Annotated in this window: 21 protein-coding genes and 1 pseudogene; 11 read left to right on the plus strand and 11 right to left on the minus strand. The window is 68.4% G+C overall.

Annotation, left to right across the window (positions count from 1 at the left end; all coding sequences use genetic code 11):
- Window positions 1–17 precede the first annotated feature (17 nt).
- Together O7553_RS03370 and O7553_RS03375 are read left to right on the plus strand one after the other, a co-directional pair.
- Window positions 18–491 (plus strand): hypothetical protein, encoded by a 474-nt coding sequence (locus O7553_RS03370; protein ID WP_281553423.1) that lies wholly within the window; start codon window positions 18–20, stop codon window positions 489–491.
- A gap of 205 nt (window positions 492–696) precedes the next feature.
- Window positions 697–2,139 (plus strand): helix-turn-helix transcriptional regulator, encoded by a 1,443-nt coding sequence (locus O7553_RS03375; RefSeq protein WP_281553424.1) that lies wholly within the window; start codon window positions 697–699, stop codon window positions 2,137–2,139.
- Here O7553_RS03375 and O7553_RS03380 read toward each other — a convergent pair.
- The gene (locus O7553_RS03380; RefSeq protein ID WP_281553425.1) at window positions 2,125–3,165 is read right to left on the minus strand and encodes an NAD-dependent epimerase/dehydratase family protein; all 1,041 of its coding nucleotides are present in this window, start codon (window positions 3,163–3,165) and stop codon (window positions 2,125–2,127) included. The genes O7553_RS03375 and O7553_RS03380 overlap by 15 nt on opposite strands.
- A gap of 415 nt (window positions 3,166–3,580) precedes the next feature.
- Here O7553_RS03380 and O7553_RS03385 point away from each other — a divergent pair, with 415 nt between their 5' ends.
- From O7553_RS03385 to O7553_RS03405, 5 genes are all read left to right on the plus strand, one after another.
- Window positions 3,581–3,946 (plus strand): hypothetical protein, encoded by a 366-nt coding sequence (locus O7553_RS03385; RefSeq protein ID WP_281553426.1) that lies wholly within the window; start codon window positions 3,581–3,583, stop codon window positions 3,944–3,946.
- Complete coding sequence (locus O7553_RS03390; RefSeq protein WP_281553427.1) at window positions 3,931–4,563, plus strand: GNAT family N-acetyltransferase; 633 nt, start codon at window positions 3,931–3,933, stop codon at window positions 4,561–4,563. Before O7553_RS03385 ends, O7553_RS03390 begins: the two co-directional genes overlap by 16 nt.
- Window positions 4,564–4,867: 304 nt before the next feature.
- Entirely contained in the window at window positions 4,868–5,530 is a 663-nt protein-coding gene (locus tag O7553_RS03395) for a DUF433 domain-containing protein (RefSeq protein ID WP_281553428.1), read from the plus strand.
- A 19-nt stretch (window positions 5,531–5,549) separates the two neighbouring features.
- A complete protein-coding gene (locus O7553_RS03400; RefSeq protein ID WP_281553429.1) occupies window positions 5,550–5,942 on the plus strand; it encodes a hypothetical protein in 393 nt (130 codons plus the stop codon).
- A 185-nt stretch (window positions 5,943–6,127) separates the two neighbouring features.
- Window positions 6,128–6,670 carry a class IV adenylate cyclase gene (locus O7553_RS03405; RefSeq protein ID WP_281553430.1) on the plus strand — a complete coding sequence of 181 codons (543 nt, stop codon included), beginning with the start codon at window positions 6,128–6,130 and terminating at the stop codon, window positions 6,668–6,670.
- Here O7553_RS03405 and O7553_RS03410 read toward each other — a convergent pair.
- Window positions 6,662–7,066 carry an Imm1 family immunity protein gene (locus O7553_RS03410; protein WP_281553431.1) on the minus strand — a complete coding sequence of 135 codons (405 nt, stop codon included), beginning with the start codon at window positions 7,064–7,066 and terminating at the stop codon, window positions 6,662–6,664. The genes O7553_RS03405 and O7553_RS03410 overlap by 9 nt on opposite strands.
- Window positions 7,063–7,806 (minus strand): DddA-like double-stranded DNA deaminase toxin, encoded by a 744-nt coding sequence (locus O7553_RS03415; RefSeq protein WP_281553432.1) that lies wholly within the window; start codon window positions 7,804–7,806, stop codon window positions 7,063–7,065. Before O7553_RS03415 ends, O7553_RS03410 begins: the two co-directional genes overlap by 4 nt.
- A gap of 560 nt (window positions 7,807–8,366) precedes the next feature.
- On the opposite strand from O7553_RS03415, the gene O7553_RS03420 reads away from it, so the two are divergent.
- Window positions 8,367–9,485, plus strand: coding sequence for a hypothetical protein (locus tag O7553_RS03420; protein WP_281555447.1), 1,119 nt, complete (start codon window positions 8,367–8,369; stop codon window positions 9,483–9,485).
- A 9-nt stretch (window positions 9,486–9,494) separates the two neighbouring features.
- On the opposite strand, the gene O7553_RS03425 is transcribed toward O7553_RS03420, so the two are convergent.
- The 3 genes from O7553_RS03425 to O7553_RS03435 are packed head-to-tail and all read right to left on the minus strand — an operon-like array spanning window position 9,495 to window position 12,176.
- A complete protein-coding gene (locus O7553_RS03425; protein WP_281553433.1) occupies window positions 9,495–10,661 on the minus strand; it encodes an MFS transporter in 1,167 nt (388 codons plus the stop codon).
- 51 nt (window positions 10,662–10,712) lie between these two features.
- Complete coding sequence (locus O7553_RS03430) at window positions 10,713–11,180, minus strand: hypothetical protein (protein WP_281553434.1); 468 nt, start codon at window positions 11,178–11,180, stop codon at window positions 10,713–10,715.
- Window positions 11,181–11,210: 30 nt separating this feature from the next.
- Entirely contained in the window at window positions 11,211–12,176 is a 966-nt protein-coding gene (locus O7553_RS03435; protein ID WP_281553435.1) for an alpha/beta hydrolase, read from the minus strand.
- A gap of 117 nt (window positions 12,177–12,293) precedes the next feature.
- Here O7553_RS03435 and O7553_RS03440 point away from each other — a divergent pair.
- A pseudogene (locus tag O7553_RS03440) lies at window positions 12,294–13,153 on the plus strand (helix-turn-helix transcriptional regulator).
- Between the two features lie 70 nt (window positions 13,154–13,223).
- Here the strand turns inward: O7553_RS03440 and O7553_RS03445 are convergent.
- Entirely contained in the window at window positions 13,224–14,513 is a 1,290-nt protein-coding gene (locus O7553_RS03445) for a hypothetical protein (RefSeq protein WP_281553436.1), read from the minus strand.
- Between the two features lie 176 nt (window positions 14,514–14,689).
- Between O7553_RS03445 and O7553_RS03450 the strand changes: the two genes are divergently transcribed.
- Window positions 14,690–14,845 (plus strand): hypothetical protein, encoded by a 156-nt coding sequence (locus O7553_RS03450; RefSeq protein ID WP_281553437.1) that lies wholly within the window; start codon window positions 14,690–14,692, stop codon window positions 14,843–14,845.
- 34 nt (window positions 14,846–14,879) lie between these two features.
- Here the strand turns inward: O7553_RS03450 and O7553_RS03455 are convergent, their stop codons facing one another.
- From O7553_RS03455 to O7553_RS03470, 4 genes are read right to left on the minus strand one after another with little or no spacing between them, the layout of a single operon-like run.
- Window positions 14,880–16,145: an MFS transporter gene (locus O7553_RS03455; protein WP_281555448.1), complete on the minus strand. Its 1,266-nt coding sequence runs from the start codon at window positions 16,143–16,145 to the stop codon at window positions 14,880–14,882.
- A gap of 5 nt (window positions 16,146–16,150) precedes the next feature.
- Window positions 16,151–17,344 carry an aminotransferase class I/II-fold pyridoxal phosphate-dependent enzyme gene (locus tag O7553_RS03460; RefSeq protein ID WP_281553438.1) on the minus strand — a complete coding sequence of 398 codons (1,194 nt, stop codon included), beginning with the start codon at window positions 17,342–17,344 and terminating at the stop codon, window positions 16,151–16,153.
- Between the two features lie 12 nt (window positions 17,345–17,356).
- Window positions 17,357–17,785 carry a GFA family protein gene (locus O7553_RS03465; protein WP_281553439.1) on the minus strand — a complete coding sequence of 143 codons (429 nt, stop codon included), beginning with the start codon at window positions 17,783–17,785 and terminating at the stop codon, window positions 17,357–17,359.
- 13 nt (window positions 17,786–17,798) lie between these two features.
- Window positions 17,799–18,611, minus strand: a complete 813-nt coding sequence (locus tag O7553_RS03470) for a 2OG-Fe dioxygenase family protein (RefSeq protein ID WP_281553440.1) — start codon at window positions 18,609–18,611, stop codon at window positions 17,799–17,801.
- 424 nt (window positions 18,612–19,035) lie between these two features.
- Between O7553_RS03470 and O7553_RS03475 the strand changes: the two genes are divergently transcribed.
- The gene (locus O7553_RS03475) at window positions 19,036–20,337 is read left to right on the plus strand and encodes a peptide ligase PGM1-related protein (protein ID WP_281553441.1); all 1,302 of its coding nucleotides are present in this window, start codon (window positions 19,036–19,038) and stop codon (window positions 20,335–20,337) included.
- Window positions 20,338–20,389: the final 52 nt, after the last annotated feature.

The raw sequence follows: 20,389 nt of genomic DNA on the forward strand, positions 1-20,389 counted from the left end.
ATATCTGGAAGTGGTGGATGAGAAAGTTGATTGACAATCCGAGAAGTACGGAATTTTACCTCGAGCGATACAAGTATATCCTCCAGCAGATAAACGCAAGCAATGAGAATGTGTACCGCTTTTTGGCTCTTTATCAGTCTCTCGCGACCGGGATATTTGGTGCTGGGCTACTTCTTTTCGTGAGTTTTCGCGAGTGGGGAATTAGTGCTGGTGTGGCTCATGCTGCTCTCATCGGACTTCTTTGTCTTATGACGATTGTTGCATCCTTCACGACTTTGCTGGTGATCTCCGGCCTGCTTTCGTGGCTCGACTATCGTCGGGAGGAGTGTGTCCTGACCGAAGAGCTCTTTGGTCCCGGATTCCGGGAACCTCCTCGCATCTCCAACTTCTATCGGTGGAATGAGACTTACATCATTTGCTTTGTCCTGATGTCGACGGTGTTCGCTTGGCTGCTTGTCCTTCGCTTCGCGATTCCGAACATGGCGGAGTGACTTGGTGGTTGTACCCTATTTCTGCTGGCCGGCTCGCCGAGCCGTGACAGTTGCAAGATCATTCGGGTGAGATCTCCTGCGGCGGCGCGGCGGGAGAAGCATTCGACTTGCCTAGTCGGCGGATGCCGGAGCCTCGGCCGTTCGCGGAGAGCCGTCCGGATGAGCCCTGGTGCTGGCTGGCGTACTTCGTGCGGCATCCCCGTAAATGATCTTGGGGTCCTTCGACAAAATTTTGACAACGCCTGGACTCGGCGCTGAGCGGCGGATGCGAGATCATTTGTGTATGTCTGAGGGGTGGGTTGATCAAGAGTCGCTAATCGATGATCTTTTGCAAGTGCGACGTGCGCTGGGTCGTCGGCTGGCGGTGCTGCGGCAGGCGGCCGGTTACACGCAGCATCAGTTGTCGGCGGTGATCCACTACCACCGCAGCAGCGTGGCGAACGTCGAGACCGGTCGTCAGCGGGCGCCACGCGACTTTTGGCAGCGGGCGGACAAGCTGCTGGACGCCGGTGGTGACCTGCTGGCGGCGTTTGACCGTGTCGAGTCGCAGCACCGGCGGCATAAAGTTGATCAGATGGCCAGCCGGTTCCCGGCCGAGACGACCCCGGAGGTCCCGCCGGAGTCTGGCCAGGGCGGAGCCGTCCGATCGATCGTGCAGGCCGCGCACGAGACCCGTGAACATGCTTTGAACGCAGGTGCATTGGCAGTGTCAGATGTTGCTATCGAGCAGTTGCGCGACGACGTCAGCCGGCTGGCGCGGCGCTTCCCGGAGCTGGAGCTGCAGCAGATCGTCGGCGAGACGCTCCGCATCCGCGATCTCGCGGTGCGCCTGCTGGAGCACACCCGCAGGCCAGCGCAGCAGAGCGAGCTGTATCTGATTGTCGCCCAAGCGGCGGCGCTGCTGGCCAGCGAGAGCGTCGACCTCGGGCTGTGGTCACCGGCGATGCAGTACGCCCGCGCCGCCTACGCCTACGGCGAGATTGTCGGCCACGCTGGTGCGTGCGCCTACGCCCGAGGGATGCAGGCGACGATCGCCTACTGGACCGGGCAGGTCGACGACGCCGTTCACTACGCACAAGCCGCCGTCGACCTCGCCCCGGCCGGTGTCGCGCGGGTCCGCGCGTACAGCGTCCTTGCTCGTGCTCTGGCGTACCGAGGAGATGCGGGCGCGGTGGTGACCGCGATCGCAATCGCCACGGACGCCCGCAGCCAGGCCGGTCGTGACGAACTGCATGACGTCGTCGGCGGCGAGTTTGGGTTCACGGTCGAGCAGCAGGCCCGCTGCGATGGGACCGCGCTGCTGCAGGTCGGCCAGGTCGCGCAGGCCACTGACGCGGCACGCCGCGCGCTCGATCTGGCGGCGGCGACCCAGGCGCAGTGGCCGACGATCGTGGCGGAAGCCCGCGTCGACCTGGCGGCCTGTCTGCTGCTCGGCGGGCAGCTCGACGCGGTGGAGCCGACGCTCGCGCCAGTGTGGGCGATGCCGCCGCAGTGGCGTCGCACTGGGCTGATCGGCCGCATCGATCGATTGAGGGGGTCACTGGGTGACCGGCGGTGGCGGGACACCTCAGTCGCCCAGTCAACTGTGGATCGAGCCGAGGCGTTCGTGGCCGTACGGCCGGAGATTCCGGCGTTACCTGGCGTTTGAGGTGCGCTGCCACTCGGATATCAGTTCGCCTTCCCGGTCCTGCGGCAGGCCGTGGTCGGCGGCGCGGGCTGCCTCGCCTTCGCCGACGACCCAGCTGCCGCCCTCGGTCAACCACGACCAGGTGTCCTCGATCGTCGCCGCGAGAGGTGCGCAGCGCAGTCCGGCGGCGTGTGCCCGTGAGCTGTCGACGGCCCACACGCCGGAGTGGGTACGCCACAGCGGCAGACCGGTCCACTGCTCGACGCCGTTCGCGGTCAGCCAGGCGGGGCCGGCCCAGATCGGTTCCGCGTCCGACCCGGTTGCCGTGATGCAGCCGGTGACCAGTTCCGCGAAGGTGGCGTGGCCGGGTGGAGCGGTGATGTTGAACGTGCCCGAGGTGCCAAGGCGGGCGCAGCGGAGGGCGAAGTCGGCGACGTCGCGGACGTCGATCGGCTGGATCGGTCGGGCCGCCGGGGCGGGCGCCAGCAGCTGGCCGCCGCGGGCGGCGCGGGCAAGCCACCAGGTGAGCCGACCTACGTACTCGTAGCGGCCGAGGATCACGCCGGGGCGCAGGATCGTCGTCTTGTCGGTGCCGATTGCCGCTGTCACGGCCTGTTCGCAGCCGGCTTTGAGCGCGCCGTACTGGCCGGCGTAGCCGAGGTCGGCCCCGAAGTCGGCGTCGGCGTCCGGTGGGCAGTCGAAGACCAGGGAGTCTTCGTCGAGTGGCTGGTCGGGCCAGCCGGTATAGACGTTGACAGTGGACAAGTAGACGTAATGCCCGACCACAGGGGCCAGTGCCGACGCGGCGGCCTGGACCTGGTTCGGGACGTAGCCGATGGTGTCGATCACGGCGTCCCACGGGCCGTGGCCGGCCAGCCGGTGGAGGTCGTCGGGGTTCTCCCGGTCGCCGTGGACAGCGGAGACCCCTGGGGTGTCGGCTGCTGACGTGCCCCGGTTGAAGGTGGTGACCGCCCAGCCGGCGGCGAGCGCCCGCTCTGCGAGGTGGCGTCCAAGGAACCAGGTCCCGCCCAGGATTAGCAGCCGCATTCCCTCATCATGGCGCACCGACGGATCGACGGCTGATGTGCCCGGAGTGTCAGCCGATTGCTGCCGTCGGCGTGATCCGTAGCCGACAACGAGATCGAACGAGTTCGCTCAGTGGGCACGTGATTCGTGTCCGATCGATCTTGCGGGAGACGACTGTGGGAAGACTGCTGGCGTTCACCATGCTGGGCATAGCCGCCGGATTCATGCTCGGCTTCTTCACGTTCCGGTTGAAGCAGCGGTGGTGTCCGGTGTGTGGGGCGTCGTTGCGGTGTCCGGAGTGTGCGCCTCGGCATTCGATGCGGTTCAGCCCGACCGGTCCGGCCGGCGTGCCCGGCGCGGCTGGTGCTGGTAGGGCGGGTGCTGTGGGTCGGGCTGCGGTGGACGCGGCTCGGGTGAACCGTGGGCGGTGGTCGCAATGAGGGGGCGGTTGCGGGGCCTGGCCGCCGCCGGTGGTGGGGTGCTGGTCGTCCGCCATGACGGGCGACCTGGGGTCGGCCGAGTCGGCAGTACGGCGTACCGCGATGTTGCCGGCGCGGAGCCGGCGGCCGACAGCGGTGGCGGTGGTGGTCATGTGGCGGTGCGGCCGTCGTGGTCGTGTGCCGGTTGCGGCGAGTTGTGGCCGTGTCTGGTGGCGCGGGTCGAGTTGGCGGGCGTGCTGGGGCCGGTCGCGTTGGCGACGTACATGGTGGAGCGGATGACCGAGGCGGCGTTCGACCTGCCCGACGTGACGGCGGCGGAGTTGTTCGACCGGTTCCTGGTGTGGACGTGGCGGCCGTGCTGACCGTACGGCCGGCGACGGCCGCCGACGTCGAACCCCTCGCGGAGTTGATGGCGCAGTCGTGCGTGCTGGACCCGGTGGTGGCGTGGCTGATCAGTGACCATGCGCTGCGGTATCTGACGATGCACCGGTTCTTCACTGCCGAGTTGGAGTTCGGCGTACGGCACGGGATCGTCGATGTGGTCGGGCACTGTGACGGGGTGGCGATCTGGTACCCGCATCCGTTCGACCGGCTCCTCGGCGCGGAGCATCAGCGTCGGCGGTTGCGGGCGTGCGGCGACCGCCACGGCCCATACGCGCACTACACCTTTACCGCTGGCCGGGTGGAGGCGACCGGTCGGCATCATCATCTGGCGTTTCTGGCGGCGGCACCCTGGCTGCGACGGCGAGGCATCGGGTCGGCGCTGCTCGGCGCGCATCATGCCCGGCTGGACCGGATCGGGATGCCGGCCGTGGTCGAGGCGAGCAGCCCACGGTCCCAGGCGTTCTACCTGCGCCACGGCTACCGGCTCGTCCGGGTGGCCCACCTGCCGGCCGGCGGCCCGCCGTTGTGGGCGATGCGTCGGGGCGGCGCACCACCCGACCAACCACCGATGGCCGCCGCACTTCGGGTCGGCTGAGTCGGACGCTGGCCTGCGGCCACGTTGTCGCAGGCCAGCGGGTCACGAAGCGAGAGGGAACTCCGCACGAGTGCTCGGCCTGGCTCAGGCCGAGCGCGACCCGGCGGTCGTAGACGGCCTGACCGAGGGCGATGCGCCGATGCGGCAACCTGGTCGACCGACCACCGATGGCCGCCGCCCTGCGCGTTGGCCGAACCGGTGTCGACGGCGCCAGAGTATGTTCCGTGACACGGAGCGGGAGCTGATGCGACGGGTGGACTTCACGTGCAATGCTGACGACCGATCGGGACGTTGAGGGGGTGGAATGAGCGACATCCGGTTCAGCGAGGGAATCCTGAACTTCACCCAGGCCGCACGGCACCTGCGGGTGCCGCAGCAGACATTCCACCGCTGGGCGAAGGGCTACCCCCGGGGTGGGCCGCTGCTGCACATCGCGGACCCTCAGTCGAGTCCGCTGCCGGTCACCTTCATCGCCCTGGCCGAGGCGCACGTGCTGGAGGCGCTGCGTACCGCCGGCGTGCGTCCGCAACGGATCCGTCCCGCGCTCGAAGCCCTGCAGCAGGAGTTCGGCCGCGAGTACGTTCTCGTCGCGCCTGAGCTGGCCACCGACGGAGTCGACGTCCTGTGGGACTTCAACAAGAGCCTGGCCGATCACGGGCTCATCGTGGGCGGCACCAACCAGCACGTGATCCGGGAAATCGTCGCCGATCACATGCAGTACATCGCCTTCGGTGGCGATGGCTTCCCGGAGCGGCTGCAACTGTCCGCCTGGCTCCCGTCGAAGGTTGAGGTCGACGTGCGCCGGGCCTTCGGACAGCCCATCTTCGCCGGCACCGGGACGAGAGTGGCGGACGTCGCAGGCATGATCAAGGCAGGTGAGAGCGCTGAAACGGTCGCGGACGAGTTCGGCCTCTCCATCAGCGACGTCCGTACCTCCGCCCGCATCCTCCTGGGCGTCGCCGCCTGAGTTCTACATCGACGAGAACATGCACGGGCGCTCGTTGCGCCGGTTCATCTTTGGCCTGGGCTACGTCGTGCACAGCCCTGCGTCGGTGTTCGGCAGGGAGCGGCTCGAAGCAGGGCTCCGCGACGAGGAGTGGCTGCCGGTGGTCGGGTCAAAGGGCTGGGTGGTGTTCGGGCGTGACCAGAACATCCTCAAGCGGGAGGTGGAAATCCGCGCACTCCTCGACGCGAAGGTCCACATGTTCCTCTTTCCCGGCGAGATCAGCCGCGCGGAAATCTTGGAGGTCGTCGGAGCCAACCTTGCTGAGATCTGCACAGTGGCCTCCGCGCGGCGGCCGAACGTGTACTGGCTCAGGAAAGACAGCGTCGTCAGCTACGAGCAACGCCTGAACGAGCGGCTCCGCCGCCGCAACTGATTCTGATGTCCAACTCACCTTGCAGCGCTCCGGGCGGTCGGAGGCGGCGCAGCGCCTCACCTCGATGACGGACGAGGAGTGAACACCGGCTCCCGAGTGGACCACCGCTGGCGCGCCGCGTTGTCGATCCAGTAACGCTTGTGCGACGCTGCGCAGTCAGTGCGGTGACGGCAGCTGGAGGCGTGGTGCGTGAGGTCGAGGTCAAGTACCGCGTCCAGGACCGGGAAGCGCTGCTCGTCGCGCTCACCGCGCGCGGCGTCGAGCTCGGTCCGCCCGTCGTGCAGGACGACCAGGCGTACGCTCCGACCACCTGGTCGTACGGCGACAACAGGCTCGGCGTCCCCTTCGTGCGGTTGCGGACCGTCGACGGCCGGCACACCTTCACCCTGAAACGCCCCGCCGACAACACGCTCTCCTGCGACGAGTACGAGACAGCGGTGGCCGACCGCGAGCAGATGCACGCCGCGATCCTGGCGATGGGTTTCCGCGTCACCGTGCGAATCGCGAAAGTACGCCGTACCGCCGAAGTGCCCGACGGTGAGCTGTGCGTCGATGACGTCGCCGGCCTCGGCACGTTCCTTGAGCTGGAACGCATCGTCGGTGACGGCGTGCCCGGCGCGGCGGTGCAGGCCGAGTTGGCGGCGTTCGTCGCGTCACTCGGCGTCGCGGCGATCCGCACCGACGAGACGTACGACTCGCTGGTCCGCGCGGCCCTCGCCTCAGCCTGATCGCTGTGCTGACGACCAGGTCAGGCAGGTCGGTCGTTGGCCGGTCGACACGTACTCGACAGCGGCCTGTCGGGCGGTGTCGACGCTGATCCGGGCCAGCCAGGCGGGCACGTCAACGGTCCCGCTGTCCGGCGACTCCAGCACGGCGATCGGCACGGTCGGATCGAGCTGTACGCCGTACGAGCCGTCCGACCAGCGTAAGGCAGCTCGTCCGACGTCAATGTCCACATCGATGCGTAACTGCGGCGGTGCGTCCGCCGGTCCGAACCAGATTGTCTGGCCGCACCCGCCATGCGGCATGATCGATGACGCCTGCTCGTCGAACCACTCACCGGCGTCATCCGGGCCGGCCAGCGGCTCCCGATGTCCGTGGTAGTCGGTCATGACGAACTTCATCGGATTATCCTCTCGCCCGTGCCCACGTAGGTCCGTTTCCACCAGGTTTTTCCCTGGTCCCGTGTCGCGTAGACCGTGAGCTCGGAGCCTGGGGGAATGATGGATGGCAGGATCTTGTCGCAGGACCATTCATGATCCTGGTCGCGTTGATTGCTTCCACACACGGTGTTGTCGAGCACGAGATCCGCCTTGGCGGTGCCGTCGCGCCGCATCATCGCGGCTACCTTGGACTCGACGTGTTGATAGAAGGTGACGGGCGGGCCCCGCAGCGGATCGGAGATAAGGTCCGCTGCAACGCTTTTGTCTCGTCCGCCGGACTCGACCCGGTTACCCGCGTAGCTGCCAGAGGTGGGACGGTTCACGCCTTCCGGGCGCGGCAGGAACGTCGATCCTGCCTCCGCGACATGTCGAGGGAGGGTTTCCGGAGCTGACCACCAGGCGCCCGCCGGAGATGGTGTCGAAGAGCCTCCGGATCCGATCGAGGATCCGTTGATCCTGGCCGCGTAGTTGCCGATGTGCTCGCGGGACCTGGACAGATGCTCCAGCGCGGCGGCGAGATGCTGCTGTGCACGATTGACCGCTGCGATTGCAGCGAGGATGTGTGGATGGCTGCTGCCGCGGGCTGACCTGCGCAACGCGTCGGTCAGGCGGGCGGTTCTCGCCGCCAGGTCGGCAACTGAGCGCGTTGGCAGTCGCCGCACGGCTCGTTCAAGGGCGGAGATGACCTTGTCGAGCGCCAACTACGCCCCCATGACCCGAAGGTAGTTTCTGCACTCGCCGGCCGCCGTGTTCAGCTCAACTCGTACGGACTCGAGTTCGTCGATCGCGGCCCGAAGCTCCGCCAAGGCTGCCAAGGCGTCTGGTGCCTGCGCTCCTTGTAGCGTCAGGGTCAGCGCAGTCATGACACCTCGTACCTCGTCGCCGATGCAGCTGGCGGTCGATCGGGTCAGTTCCTCGGCTGCTTGTCTAATGATCTTCGCAACATCCTCTACCGACATAACATGTCCCTGGCTCGGCTTTGGTTGCTGGTGTTCATTACCTGTGGGTAGGACAGAGTTCCACTGTAGCTTCTGTTGAAGCTTGTAAATGATCTTCGTCGCCCAAAGACAGAATTCTGACTACGATTCCCTGGTAACCGTGGAAGTTGCGAGATCATTTCTTGATCCGTGGCCTGAGTCGATCAAGAGTCGAGTCGATGATCTTTGCGGATACAACGCATGCTCTCGACGGCCGTCGCTGTCGGCGATGCGCCGGGGCGGCGCATCACCCGGCCCACCACCCATGCGATCCTCGGTCCGTGATGGAGGCGGCGCGGCGTGATCTGGATCTGATGCGGGAGTCTGCGGCGGCCTGGCCGCAGCTGCGGTACGAGCCGGCCACCGGTGCCGACGGCTATGTCTACGACCGCCACGCGGCCCGGCGGGCGGCCCTGCTGTGGGCGATGCAGTACGACCGGCGGGCCGACGATCTGCCGCTGCTGCGCATGCTGGCCGAGCAGGAGGCGGTATGCCGACGCAGCGCGCCGTTCCAAGGGCTCACCGAGGAGACCGAGCTGGCCGGTTTCCTGCTCGCCGAGCATGCCCGGGTCGAGGACGTCTGGCTGCACTGGCAGATCAAGCGGGCCAACTTCGACACCTGGTGCGGCTACGACGTGGAGCACCTGGCCGCCGCCGGTGTGCAGGCCACTGTCGACTTCGTCCGCGCCAGTGTGCACCCGGACCGGGCGGATGTGCTGGAACGCCTGCTCGACGAGGACGGCCAGCCGTGCGTCTCCGAGGACGACCTCGTGCGGTGGGCGGAGAACGCGCGGTCGCGTTTCCCGGCCGATCCGGCCGACGAGGACCCGCTTCAGTGGATCGAGCGGGCCAAGCTGATCGGGGACACCGGGCTCGCCCGCCGGTGGCTCGACGACTGGGCGGCCGGCCGTGAGCGGGACGCGTCGACCCTCGGCGTACTGCGGTATCAGCTGGCGGACCTGGGAACGTACGCGCTGGCGGCGCAGGCCCAGCGGGAGAGCTTGCGGTACGCCGACACCGACTGGGAGCGGGCATCAGCGTGGCAGTCCCTGGCCGAGTTGGAGCGCCTGGCCGGCGACCACCGGGCCGCCTGGCAGGCGCTGGGTGAGTGCCGCCGGGCATTGGCGGATGTGTCCGGCTGGACGGAGGTCGGCCTCGGCCGGATGTACGTCGAGCAGCTGTTCCTGCTGGCCTGCTCCGCTGACGACGAGTTGGCCGGGGTGGTGTTCGCCGAAGCCGACCGGCAGGCCGGCGACGTCCCCAGGTTGCCCCTGGTGGTGCTGCGGGCCGCCAGCGACGCCGCCGACAAGGCCGGTGACCAGGCCAGGGCGGAACACTACCGGCGACTGCGCGACGCTGAACAACAGCGCATCGACGGCGAACTCGGCCGGTCGACCCCTTGACCGTCCTGGTCACGAGTCTGGGTGGCTGGGCGGCGTCGGTCGTGCTCGTATCGCTATCCCGGCAGCGACGAAGCACACGCCGGCCCCAACGATCAGCGGGATCCGGCTACCGAGGTGCACCGCTGCGGAGCCAAGGGGAAGGGCCAGCACGATCGGGCCGAACATCACGGTGTTCGCGGTGGCTGCGACGCGGCCGAGGACGGCCGGCGAGGTGGTGGTCTGGATGGCGGTGATGGCTGCGGTCAGCGTCCACGGCAGACCTACCCCCACCACGACGCCGGATGCGAGCGTCCCCGGCCACCAGGGCAGGCAACGGGCGAGCAGTCCGACCGCGAAGAGCGCCGCGCCGGCAGCACCGATCGAGATCGTGCCATGCCGGCAGATGAGTCGGCCGGCCACCAGACCAGCAGCGATCGACCCGGCCCCCTGGGCTGCGCTGAGCGCGCCGAGCGCGGTCGCCGGTAGGTCGAGCACGTCCGTGACCACGGTGTAGGTGGCCGCCGTCTGGAATCCGGAGGTGGCGATGGCGACGGCTGCCAGCCCGACGGGGACGATGAGCAGCCGGCTCCTGTGCAACGCGGTGCCGCTGATCCGGACCTGGCCGGTGGGTGGCGACGGCCGGTGGTCGGCGAGCCGCAGGGCCGCGTACAGGACTGCGGCCGCGACCAGGGCCCCGGCGCTGATGGTGGCGACGACCGCCCCGCCTCGCCAGGCGTAGAGCCCGGCCCCGGCGAGCGGCGCGACGAGCTTCATGCCCTCCATCGCGCTGGAGCGCCAACCGTTGACATCGGCGATCCGGCCGGCATCGACCGCCGCCGGCAGCAACGCCGTTTCGCCCGCGTCGCGCAGGACCATGCCGACGCCGTACGCGAGGGAGACCGCGAAGATCAGCCAGGTCTCGCCTGGACCCCGCACCAGATGCAGGCTGAGCAGGGCGGCGGCCGTGGTCAGGTTCACCGCGATCACGGCAGGTCGACGCGGCAGCATGTCGAGCACCCGGCCCAGCCACGGCCCGGCCAGAGTCGGGGCGTAGACGCCGAGGCCGGCCAGCGCGGCGAGGCTGCTGGACCCGGTCAGATCCAGCAGCCAGATGGCGGTGACGAGCGCCATCGCGTTGCTGCCAAATCCGGACAGGACGGAGGTCGCTACGAAGAGCGCGGCGTTACGGCTGGGCACAACGATGATGGTTCGACCTGAGCCTGGTCGAATCAATGCCTTAGGTGCTTGTCAATGATCTGTTGACAAGTGCTGGCGGCGTGCCCTGCCGGGTGGGGGTAGCTCGGCGTCGGCTGTCGCCAGGTCCTCTGCGACGTGCACTGCCAGGGCGAACAAACCCGCAGGCGGCGCGTCGAGCGCGGCGGCAACAGTCGACCGGACCAGCGCGGCGCGCGGGAACCGGCCGTCCCACGAACGGTCTACCGCGATCCACCGCTCCAACTCGGCGAGGGCGGTGCGCAGCCGGATCAGCTCGGTGGCGTAGTCATGATCCGCACGACGCCGCTGTGACCGCATCGCCGACACGAGCCGCTGATGGCGCTGTTGTGCTGCCTGACGGCTCGTCAAGCCAAGTGCCTGGGCGATCGCTGTCCAAGTGGCCCCGGTGAGGCGGGCCCGCTCGATCAGCCCCAGCTCGCGCTCGTCGAGCTGCTCGCGCGCCGCCTGTACGGCTGCGAGTTGTTCCAGGGACTCGTCCACCTCGTCAACAATATGTTGACGAGCGGGCGGTCAGCTCAGGTAGCGGTCGAACCAACCGAGGATGCGTTGCGGGTTCTTGGCGAAGTAGCGGTAGCCGTCCCAGCGGCGGGTGCTGCCCTCGATCCAGAACAGGTCCTTGTCCACCGGGATGTTGTCGTAGACCGCCTGGACGTCGTCCGGCCGGGTGAGTATGTCGTCGCGTACCTGGTAGAGCAGCGTCGGGACGTTGACGCTACGAGCGGCCTGCACTGGTGACATCTCGTCGAGCCGGAACCCGGTGTGGACCCGGACCCGCTGTTCCAACTCGTCGATGTACCGAGCCGGAATGCCGGCTGCGGCAAGCGACTGCTCCATGGTGACCCGTGGCGACAGCGGCTGCGGCGCGACCATGGCCCGGACGCCCTCGAACGCTGCCGGTTCGGCCCGCATCGCGAACATCGTGGCGTTCGCGCCCATGCACCGGCTGAACAGCCCGATGGTCATGTGCGTCAGGTCCGCTCGGTTGCGGACGTACGCCAGCGAGCCCAGCACGTCGCGGGCCTCGTAGACACCGGCGGAGATGACGCCGCCGTTGGCCGCACCGGTCTGTCCGAGGTTGCGCAGGTCGTACGCGAGCACGTTGTACCCGGCGTCATGCAGGATCTTGTAGTCCGGGATGAAGTCGACCTCGTTGTCGTTTCCGGTCGCCGCCCACATCGATTTCCACGGCTCAAGGTGCGCGGGCAGGCCGGAACGGCTGAACCACAGGGGGTGGTTGGCGATGATCAGCTTGTCCGAGCCTGCAGCGGGGATGTACCAGCCCTCCAGCGGCACGCCGTCCTTCGACGGGAACGTGACCTCCTGAAAGTCCAGTCCAGCCTCCGTCGGGCTGTGCCAGACCGGCGACCGCAGGGTGGTGCCGAAGGCAGCGGCGTAGCCGCCGATGAACTGCTCGATCTGCTCCGCCCTGGGGGCGGTCGGAGCGGTCGGTGTGGTCGGTGCGTCGGTGTCCGTCATGACGACGACTCTCCGCGCTGCTGGCAGGTGCGGGAAGGCCGACCGATTCATGGTCACCCCGACCGTAGGAGTTCCACACCTACCCTCTCCTGCGGTCACCGCACCTACGCTGGGGAAATGCGCAACGACAACCCGCTCGGCGACTTTCTGCGGGCCCGTCGGGAGCACACCGCGCCCGGCGGCCTCGGTCTGCCGGCTGGCGGCCGTCGTCGGGTGCCGGGCCTGCGGCGCGACGAGGTGGCGGTTCTTGCCGGCATGAGCACCGACTACTACGTACGCCTGGAGCAGGGCCGCGAACGGCACCCGTCGGCCGAGGTGATCAACGCCCTGGGGCGGGTCTTCGGCCTGGACGCTGACGCCCTCGCGCATCTGCACCAACTCGCCCGACCGCAGCACCGGGCCTCGGAATCCGACCACGTCGGTCCCGGCCTCATCGCGCTGCTGCAACGCTGGCACGACACACCGGCGATCGTGCAGAACCGGTACGGCGATGTGCTCGCCTGCACCGGCCTGGCGCTGGCGATCCATCCGAGCCTGACACGCGACCGGAATCTCGTGAGACTACTTTTCTCGACCCCGCCGAACGGGCGCTCTTCCCCGACTGGGAGGAGCAGGCACGTCAAGGCGTGGCGTGGCTGCGGGCCGACGCCGACCCCGGTAGCCCGCGCCTCGCGGCCCGGGTGGGCGAGCTGACGCTCAAGAGCCCGGACTTCGTCCGGCTCTGGGCCCGGCACGACGTCCGCGTCAAGTCCGCCGGCCGCAAGAGGTTCGCGCATCCGGTCGTGGGGGAGTTCGCCGTGAACTTCGAGACGTTCCAGGTCAACGGGAAGGCTGGACAGACGCTCACCGTCTACCACACGGCACCTGGAACGAGCGACGCCGATGCGCTCACCCTGCTCGCCAGCCACGCGGCCACCGCGTCCACCGACCGCGTCGACGCGCCGCGCGATGTCGTTGTCGTCGACCGCCCGAGGTAACGAATCTGGCGCGGACCGGCCGGTCCTGAGCGGGTGCCCGCTACAGCCGCTCGATCCTGACCGGTGCCCGCTACGGTTGGCCGCCGGTGCCGGTCTGCCAGAAGACCTGCCGGGTGGACCCGGACCGCAGCACCAGGTTCCCGTCGTCGCGCAGCACCAACTCCGGGCTGGGGCCAGCCCCGACGGAATCCGACGCCCACACCGCCGCCGCATCAGCGGCTGAGTTGTCGTAGACGACGAGGTTGCCGTCGGGCTGCATCCTGGTCTCCCGCACGCTCATGCCGCCGACGACGATCTGGTGTGTGCCGGACGACCAGAGCACGCTGGTGCCGGGCCCGTACAGGACCAGGTTGCCGTCCTGCTGTTGCATCAGGTGGTAGACCTCGTTCGGCGAGGACAGGTACCGCAGGGTGGTGAGCCGGTAGCCGGCCGGCATCGTGCCAGCGTACGACAGGGAGCTTTTCTGTTCGGACAGGCCCGTCAGCGTCATCACCGTCGAGCCGTCCCTGCGGGCCAGATGGAAGTGTCCCTGGTTGGTGACCATCACCCTGGTCGCGTCGGAATCCTTGGTGTTGGATGCCCAGGCGACGCTGCCGTCGGGGCGGTAGATGACGAGGTTGCCGTCGCTCTGCATGACGACCCGGCTTCCGGGCTGGCCGTTGGTGTTGCTGGCCCACCAGTCGTAGGGGCCTTGGCAGATGTTGGGTCGGGGCGCCCCGCAGGGCGACGGACCGTAGGCGACGAGGTTGCCGTCGGTCTGCATCAGCAGGCCGAACCGGCCGTCGGGGGAGAGGATGTACTCGCCTGCGTACATGGTCGTGTCCGCGTTGAGCTGGCTGCCGATCCTGGTCGCGCCGACGAACGCACCGGTCCGGATCGCGCCGGTGGCGGGTTGCGCCGGGGCGGCGGGCGACATCGACCCCGGCGACGCCGCCGCGGCGACGGCCTGCCGGTCCGGGCCTGCCTGCGACGCCGTCGGGCTCGGCGTGGCACCGGGCGACGGTGCTGCCGGATCGGGCGTTGCCGGATCCGCCGGCCCAGCGGACGACTCCGCCGTCGGCTCGCCGGTCAGCGCCACCGCCCCCGGCGTCTCGATCTCGTCGGACCGGTTCGCGAAGGCCACGGCCGTTGCGATCGTCAGCACCACGGCGACCATGCCGAGCGCGCCGAGCAGCAGCGCCGGCCGCCGAGGTCGGGTCGGCGGCGCGTTGTCGCCCGGGCCAGGATGCGACACCCCGACGATTTCCGTGGCGGCACTGTCGATGCCGACATCGCCGCTGCGCTCACCCGTCGGGGTGCCGGTGACGACAACTGCCGGATCGACATCCGCCCACGGGTCGACCGGATCATGCTGCGACATTGACATCTCCTGACGGACCAGCGACAAGGTACGGGTCGTCCGGAATCCGGACGCGGCGCACCGGGGCCAGGCCACGGTGCCTGGCGCGAACAAGGCACCAGCGGGAAATCCTGCCAATCCCTGGAGGCCGTTGACCAGTCGCGACCGGCGAATCTAGGCAGTCGCCACGTCTGACCGTGGACCTTGACCCGCGCGTCGCGCTCGTCGCGTACGGGCAGACGTTGGCGTCGCTGCGTTGGGCGATCCGCACCGTCTGCGGCCTGTTGATCGGCGCGATGGCGCTGCCGATCGGCTTGCAGACGACCCCGGTGCTGAGCTTGATGGTGCCGTAGCGGCGCGGTCCCGGACGCCGGGCCAAGGGCGCGATCACCCCTGGCCGATGCCGGCGTCGGGGGGCAGTCGGAGCACCGGCCGGCCGAGCATCGGCAGCAGGCTGGCCAGCATCCCGACGGCGCACACCCACAGTGCGGTCCGTTCCCCGATCGCCTGGACCAGGAAGCCGCCGAACAACCCGCCGACCGGCATCATGCCCCACATCAGGAACCGCATGGCGGAGTTCATCCGCCCGTGCAGTTCCGGCGGGCAGATGGCCTGACGGTAGGTGATCTGGGCGACGTTCTGGATGGCGCTGCCGCCGATGTAGGCGGCGTAGCCGATCGGGTAGAGCACCACCAGCCAGCCCTGACCCACCAGCGGCATGAGCAGCAGCAGCGGAAACGTCACGGCGAACGGCAACCACAGCGTACGGGCGATGCCGAACGTCGCGACGAAGCGGTTGGCGAACACGCTGCCGACCACCCCGCCGACCGCGACGGCCCCGGTCACCAGGCCGTACGCCGCCGGCGACAGGCCGAGCGTGTTCACCAGCAGCAGCGGCTGGACGGTGAGCAGCGCGTACTCGAACAGCAGGGCGATCATGCCGTGCAGCACGACCAGCCGGAGAATCGGCTGACCGGCGACGTACCGCACTCCGATGGTGAGCTCCCGGCCCAGCCGTGGCCGTCCACTGGGCCGGTCGACCTGCGGTTCCGGTGGCCGGATCCGGCCGAGCAGCCAGGCGGAGGCCAGGTGGCACACCGCGTTGAAGGCCAGCGCGCCCGAGGCGGTGACGATCTGCACCAGCGCCCCGCCCAGGGGCGGTCCGGCCAGCTGACTGCCGTTGCCGGCCACCTCCAGCTTGCTGAAGCCGGCCAGTAGGCGGTCCTTGCCCACCAGGTACGTGACGTAGCCCTGCTGCGCCACGTCGAAGAAGACGTTGCCGACCCCGATGACCAGGGCGACCACGTACAGCTGCCCCAGGCTCAGCGCCCCGAACGCCGCTGTCACCGGCACCGACAGCAGCACCAGCGCGCGGACCAGGTCGGCGGCCACCAGCACCGACCGCTGCCGTAGCCGGTCCACCCAGACCCCGGCCGGCAGCGCGACGACGAGGAAGGCGAGCGTGCTCGCCGCCACCAGGAGCCCCACCTGCTGGGCCGAGGCATCCAGCACGAGCACCGCGAGCAGCGGCAGGGCGACGAGTGCGACGTGGCCGCCGGTGCGGCTGACCACATCGGAGGCGAGCAGCAGACGGAAACCGCGATGGGAGCGCAGCAGGTCGTCGGCTGGCCGTACCCGCTCGGGCACGTCCACTGTCGTCAAGGAACCAACCTCCGGGGTGTCATCGACCGGACCGGACCCGCTGTTGCCGTGGCGGCGTGCGCCAACCGTCGCACGATCTCGGTGAGGATAGCGGGGGTGGTGGCGAAGTTGAGTCTGAGGAAACCCGTGCCCGGCGGGCCGAACTCGGCACCGTCCATCACGCTCACCCGCGCGCGTTCGGCGAGGTCTGCGGCCGGCGGGTAGTCGCGCAGGTCGAGCCAGCCCAGGTAGGTGCCTTCGGGCGGGGTGTAGCGGGCCATCGGCAGGTGCACGCCGAGCAGCTCGGCCAGCAGATGCCGGTTGCGGTCGAGCCGGCCGAGCACCGTGTCGAGCCACGGCCCACCGGCCAGGTACGCGGCCGTGGCGGCCAGCACGCCCAGGGTGGCGGTGCCGTCGGTGTGCAGCCGTCCGAGCTCACCCCACCGCTTACGGTCGGCGTCGTTGCTGGTCAGCAGCTGAGCGCACTTCAGACCCGCCACGTTCCACGCCTTCGACGTCGACGTGGCTGTCACCGTGTGTCCGGCCGCCGCTTCACAGCAGGTGGCGTACGGGACATGCCGGTGCCCGGGATACACGAGCGGTGCGTGGACCTCGTCGCTGAACACCCGGCCACGGTGCCGTTCGACGACCTCCGCGACGGCCAACAGTTCACCGGGCTCCATGACCGCGCCGAGGGGGTTGTTGGGGTTGCAGAGGACGAGCGTGTTCCCGCCCGCCGCGAAGGCGCGGTCGAGAGCGTCCAGGTCGTAGCCGTAGCGCCCTGCGGACGCCACCATCTCGACCTGGATGACGCGTCGACCGAGCAGCCGGGGTACGGCCAGGAACGGCGGGTACGCGGGCACCGGCACGATGACGGCCGAGCCGGGCCGGGAGAAGCAGTCGATGGCGACGTGCAGGGCACGGATGACGTCCGGCAACGGCCGCACATCCGCCGGCGAGAGGTCCCATCCGTACCTGTCGTGTTGCCAGGCGGCGCACGCCTCAGCCAGCTGTGCCGTCAGCTGCGGCGTGAGGTAGCCGACCTGACCGCGGTCCACCGCGTCGTGCAACGCGTCCGCAACGTCGGGTGCCGTACCGAAGTCCATCTCGGCCACACACGCCGCCAGTCTTCCCGGGCCGGCGGCGGCCCACTTCAGCCCACCGCGCTCGCGCAACGAGTCGACGGTGACGACGTCGGAACCTGTCCACACCTGCGTTGTCACCTACTCCGTCAACACGTGTTTGCCGGCGGCGATGCTCGCCTCCCAGTTCTGCCCGTCGAATTCCACAAACTCGATGTTCTCGGCGGGGGAGAGGTCGAGGCACCGCGCGTTGACGCTGAAATAGCCGGTGGGATGCGATCGGGGGCGGTAGAACGGCAGCACGCCGCAGACCGCGCAGAAGGTGTGGTCCGCGATGCGGTTGCCGAACCGGTACGGCTTGAGGAACTCCTGTCCCTGGTGCAGCTTGAACCGCGCCTCCGGGGTCATCAGTTCCTGGTGGCCGTGCCGGTGGCAGATTCCGCAATTGCACAGGGTGATGGTCAGGTTGCGACTGGCCGCTGCGGAAAATACCACCCCGCCGCAGTGGCAGCTGCCGTCGTACCACACGCGTTCGATGGTCTCGGTCGTTACCGTCACCTCTTCGGTCATAGCGTCACTCCGATCAGTTGGCGGTTGCGAGCGCGGGCAGGTCGGCGGGCAGGCCGAACGACATGGGCAGCATGCGGTGCGGGGCGACCGAGTCGTACCGGAACGAGACGTGCCCCTTCTCGGTGGGCTTCCTGGTGAAGAAGATGAGCATGTCCCGGATGGCTGGCTCCGTGTCGTCGATCGGGTAGACCGGCGAGACGCTGTGCTTGTACTCGTGATCGACGACCATCAAGGTGTCCAGGAATTCGCCGTGCCGCGCCCTGCCCTTGACCAACGCGGGGTCCGTCTCGTGCCAGCGGCGGCCGTTGACCTCTCTCATGTCGTGCAGGAAGGTCTCCGCGCTGTCGGTGGTCATGTTGCGCGCGGAGAGGAACGTGGTCATGGTGTGGTCCACCCCGTCGGAGTGCACGCCCTCCAGCGCGGGTTCGCCCAGCAGGCCGGTGGTCGTGACGGTCCGCAGGTTGAACAGGGTGCAGATCCACTCGGCGCGGCCGTAGTCCAGCCGGGGCCGCTGTGCCACGTCGATCCCGTGGGCGACCAGGAACTTGAAGACCAGCATCGCCTGCAGGGCGGTGTTCAGTTGCAGGTCGTCCTGCACCTCGTCGAACGTGCGCAGCGTCTCCGAGTCGTGCCGCACGAAGTCCTCCTCGCGGGAGAGAACGAAGGGCTGCGCCTCCAGCCGGTACCCGCGCCGGGTCTGCGGGTCGAGGCAGATCCGTCCGTTCCTGCTCTTGCGAAATGGCAGGGTCGGGTCCGACTCCAGTTGGTCGCTGATCACCTTCAGGCGCTCGAAGTCCTCGTCTGTCGCGCCGAGCGATTGCAGCATCGAGACCATTCTTGCCCCGTCGACGAAAGCCCATCGGGCGCGGATGTACTCGGATCTGACATCCATGACGTCGGACACGGCGGAGTCGTATTTCACAGCCTTCTCCACTCCCTGAAATGACTTTGACAGCAAGCGCTCTGAGATCCACATCATGGTGCGGGCGGTAGGCCTCCGCTTCTTCTGAATTGCCCTCACGGAGGGTGATGGGTTACCGGTGGTAGTCGGGGATTGAGAGCAACGTGGGAGAAGACAACTGCCCCGGGGCGGGGAACCGTGTACACGGCCGAGCGTGCTCGTCAGCCGCGCCTCTTACCGTTTCGAGATTTGACACCAACGTGGTAAGTGCCCTGCTCGGGGACACCACGACAAACCGGGAGGACGACCGTTGCCAAAGTTGATGTTCGCCAATTCGACCAGCCGTGTGATGGCAGCTCGGCCGGATGACGTCCCGGACGACGCGAAGGACTCCTACCGTTTTCTCGCCAACCGGATGCTGTGGTCGATGGACGAGGGCGACGTAGCTGTTCTTCCTGGCAAGGTCAGTGACGCGTGGCTGGCGTACGTCGCCGATCTGCTCGGCCTCGCGTCACCTCCCACGGTGCTTTCCCTGGCTGACTACCCCGGCGCCGGGTGGTATCCCGGCGACCGACCGCAGCTCGCCGATGCCCTGCGCGGTCTGATGGCGGCCGGTGGCGGCGCCACGGACCCGTGGCGTCTGGAGTGCTACATCCACGACCGGGACATCGCCTCCTGGGAGCGACTGCTCGGCATCGGCGCGGAGGAGTCCGTGCGCTTCGCGCAAGGGACCGCCGAGCTGGTCAACTCCAAGTCGGTCTTCCGGTCCATGGCAACGGCCTGCGGGATCCCGGTCGCCGAGGGGCGCGTCGTGGACCGTGGACCTGAGCTGGTCGACGGCGCGTCCGAACTGCTCGCCCGGACCGGCGCCGTCATCATCAAGCAGGACGTCAACGCCGGCGGAGACGGCAACATCCTGCTGACCACGGTCGAGGGAGGCAAGGAGGCCGGCGCGCACTACGTGGTTCACCTGGCGGCGACCGATCCCGCGACGGTCGCGTTGACGCTCGAACCGTTCGGCCTGACGGCCCTGCCCGACCTGCCGGCCGGCGCCAGCCCGGCGCACAACATCATCGAGGTCTACCACGAGTCGGTCCGCGAACTGTCCGCTGACATGACCGTGCCACGCGTCGGCGCGCCGACCCTGATGAGCTACAGCGACCTCCGCATGGCCGAGACCTGGAAGGGCAGCATCTACCCGCCGCAGAACCTCACCCCCAGACTGCACGCGCATCTGGGCGCATACATGCAGCAGGTCGCGATCGTCGCCCAGCAGCTCGGCTACTACGGGCCGATGAACATCGACGCGATCGTCACCAGAACCGGCGAGCTGCTGTTCAACGAGTTCAACGGACGGGTCGGCGGCACCACCGGCATCGACATGATCGGACGGCGGCTGCTCGGCCAGGACTACCTCGACCATCACGTCCTCGCCTCGCGTATCGACGTGCCCGCGCCCGGCTGCGACATCCTCGTGAAGGCCCTGACTGAGCAGGGACTGCTGTTCACCCGGGGATCAGACCACGGCGTGGTCGTCTACAACGACACCACCGAGCAGACGGGCACGGTCGAGTACGTGGTGATCGGCCGTAGCTGGGCGGAGACGTCCCGTGCCGAGGAGCAGCTGACCAGCGTCCTGAACAAGCTCTGAGCGACTCCGAGCGACTCCGAGCAGCTTCGAGCAGGTCCGGCAGGTGGTCCGG

The organism is Solwaraspora sp. WMMA2059, from assembly GCF_027497315.1.
Lineage (GTDB): Bacteria > Actinomycetota > Actinomycetes > Mycobacteriales > Micromonosporaceae > Micromonospora_E.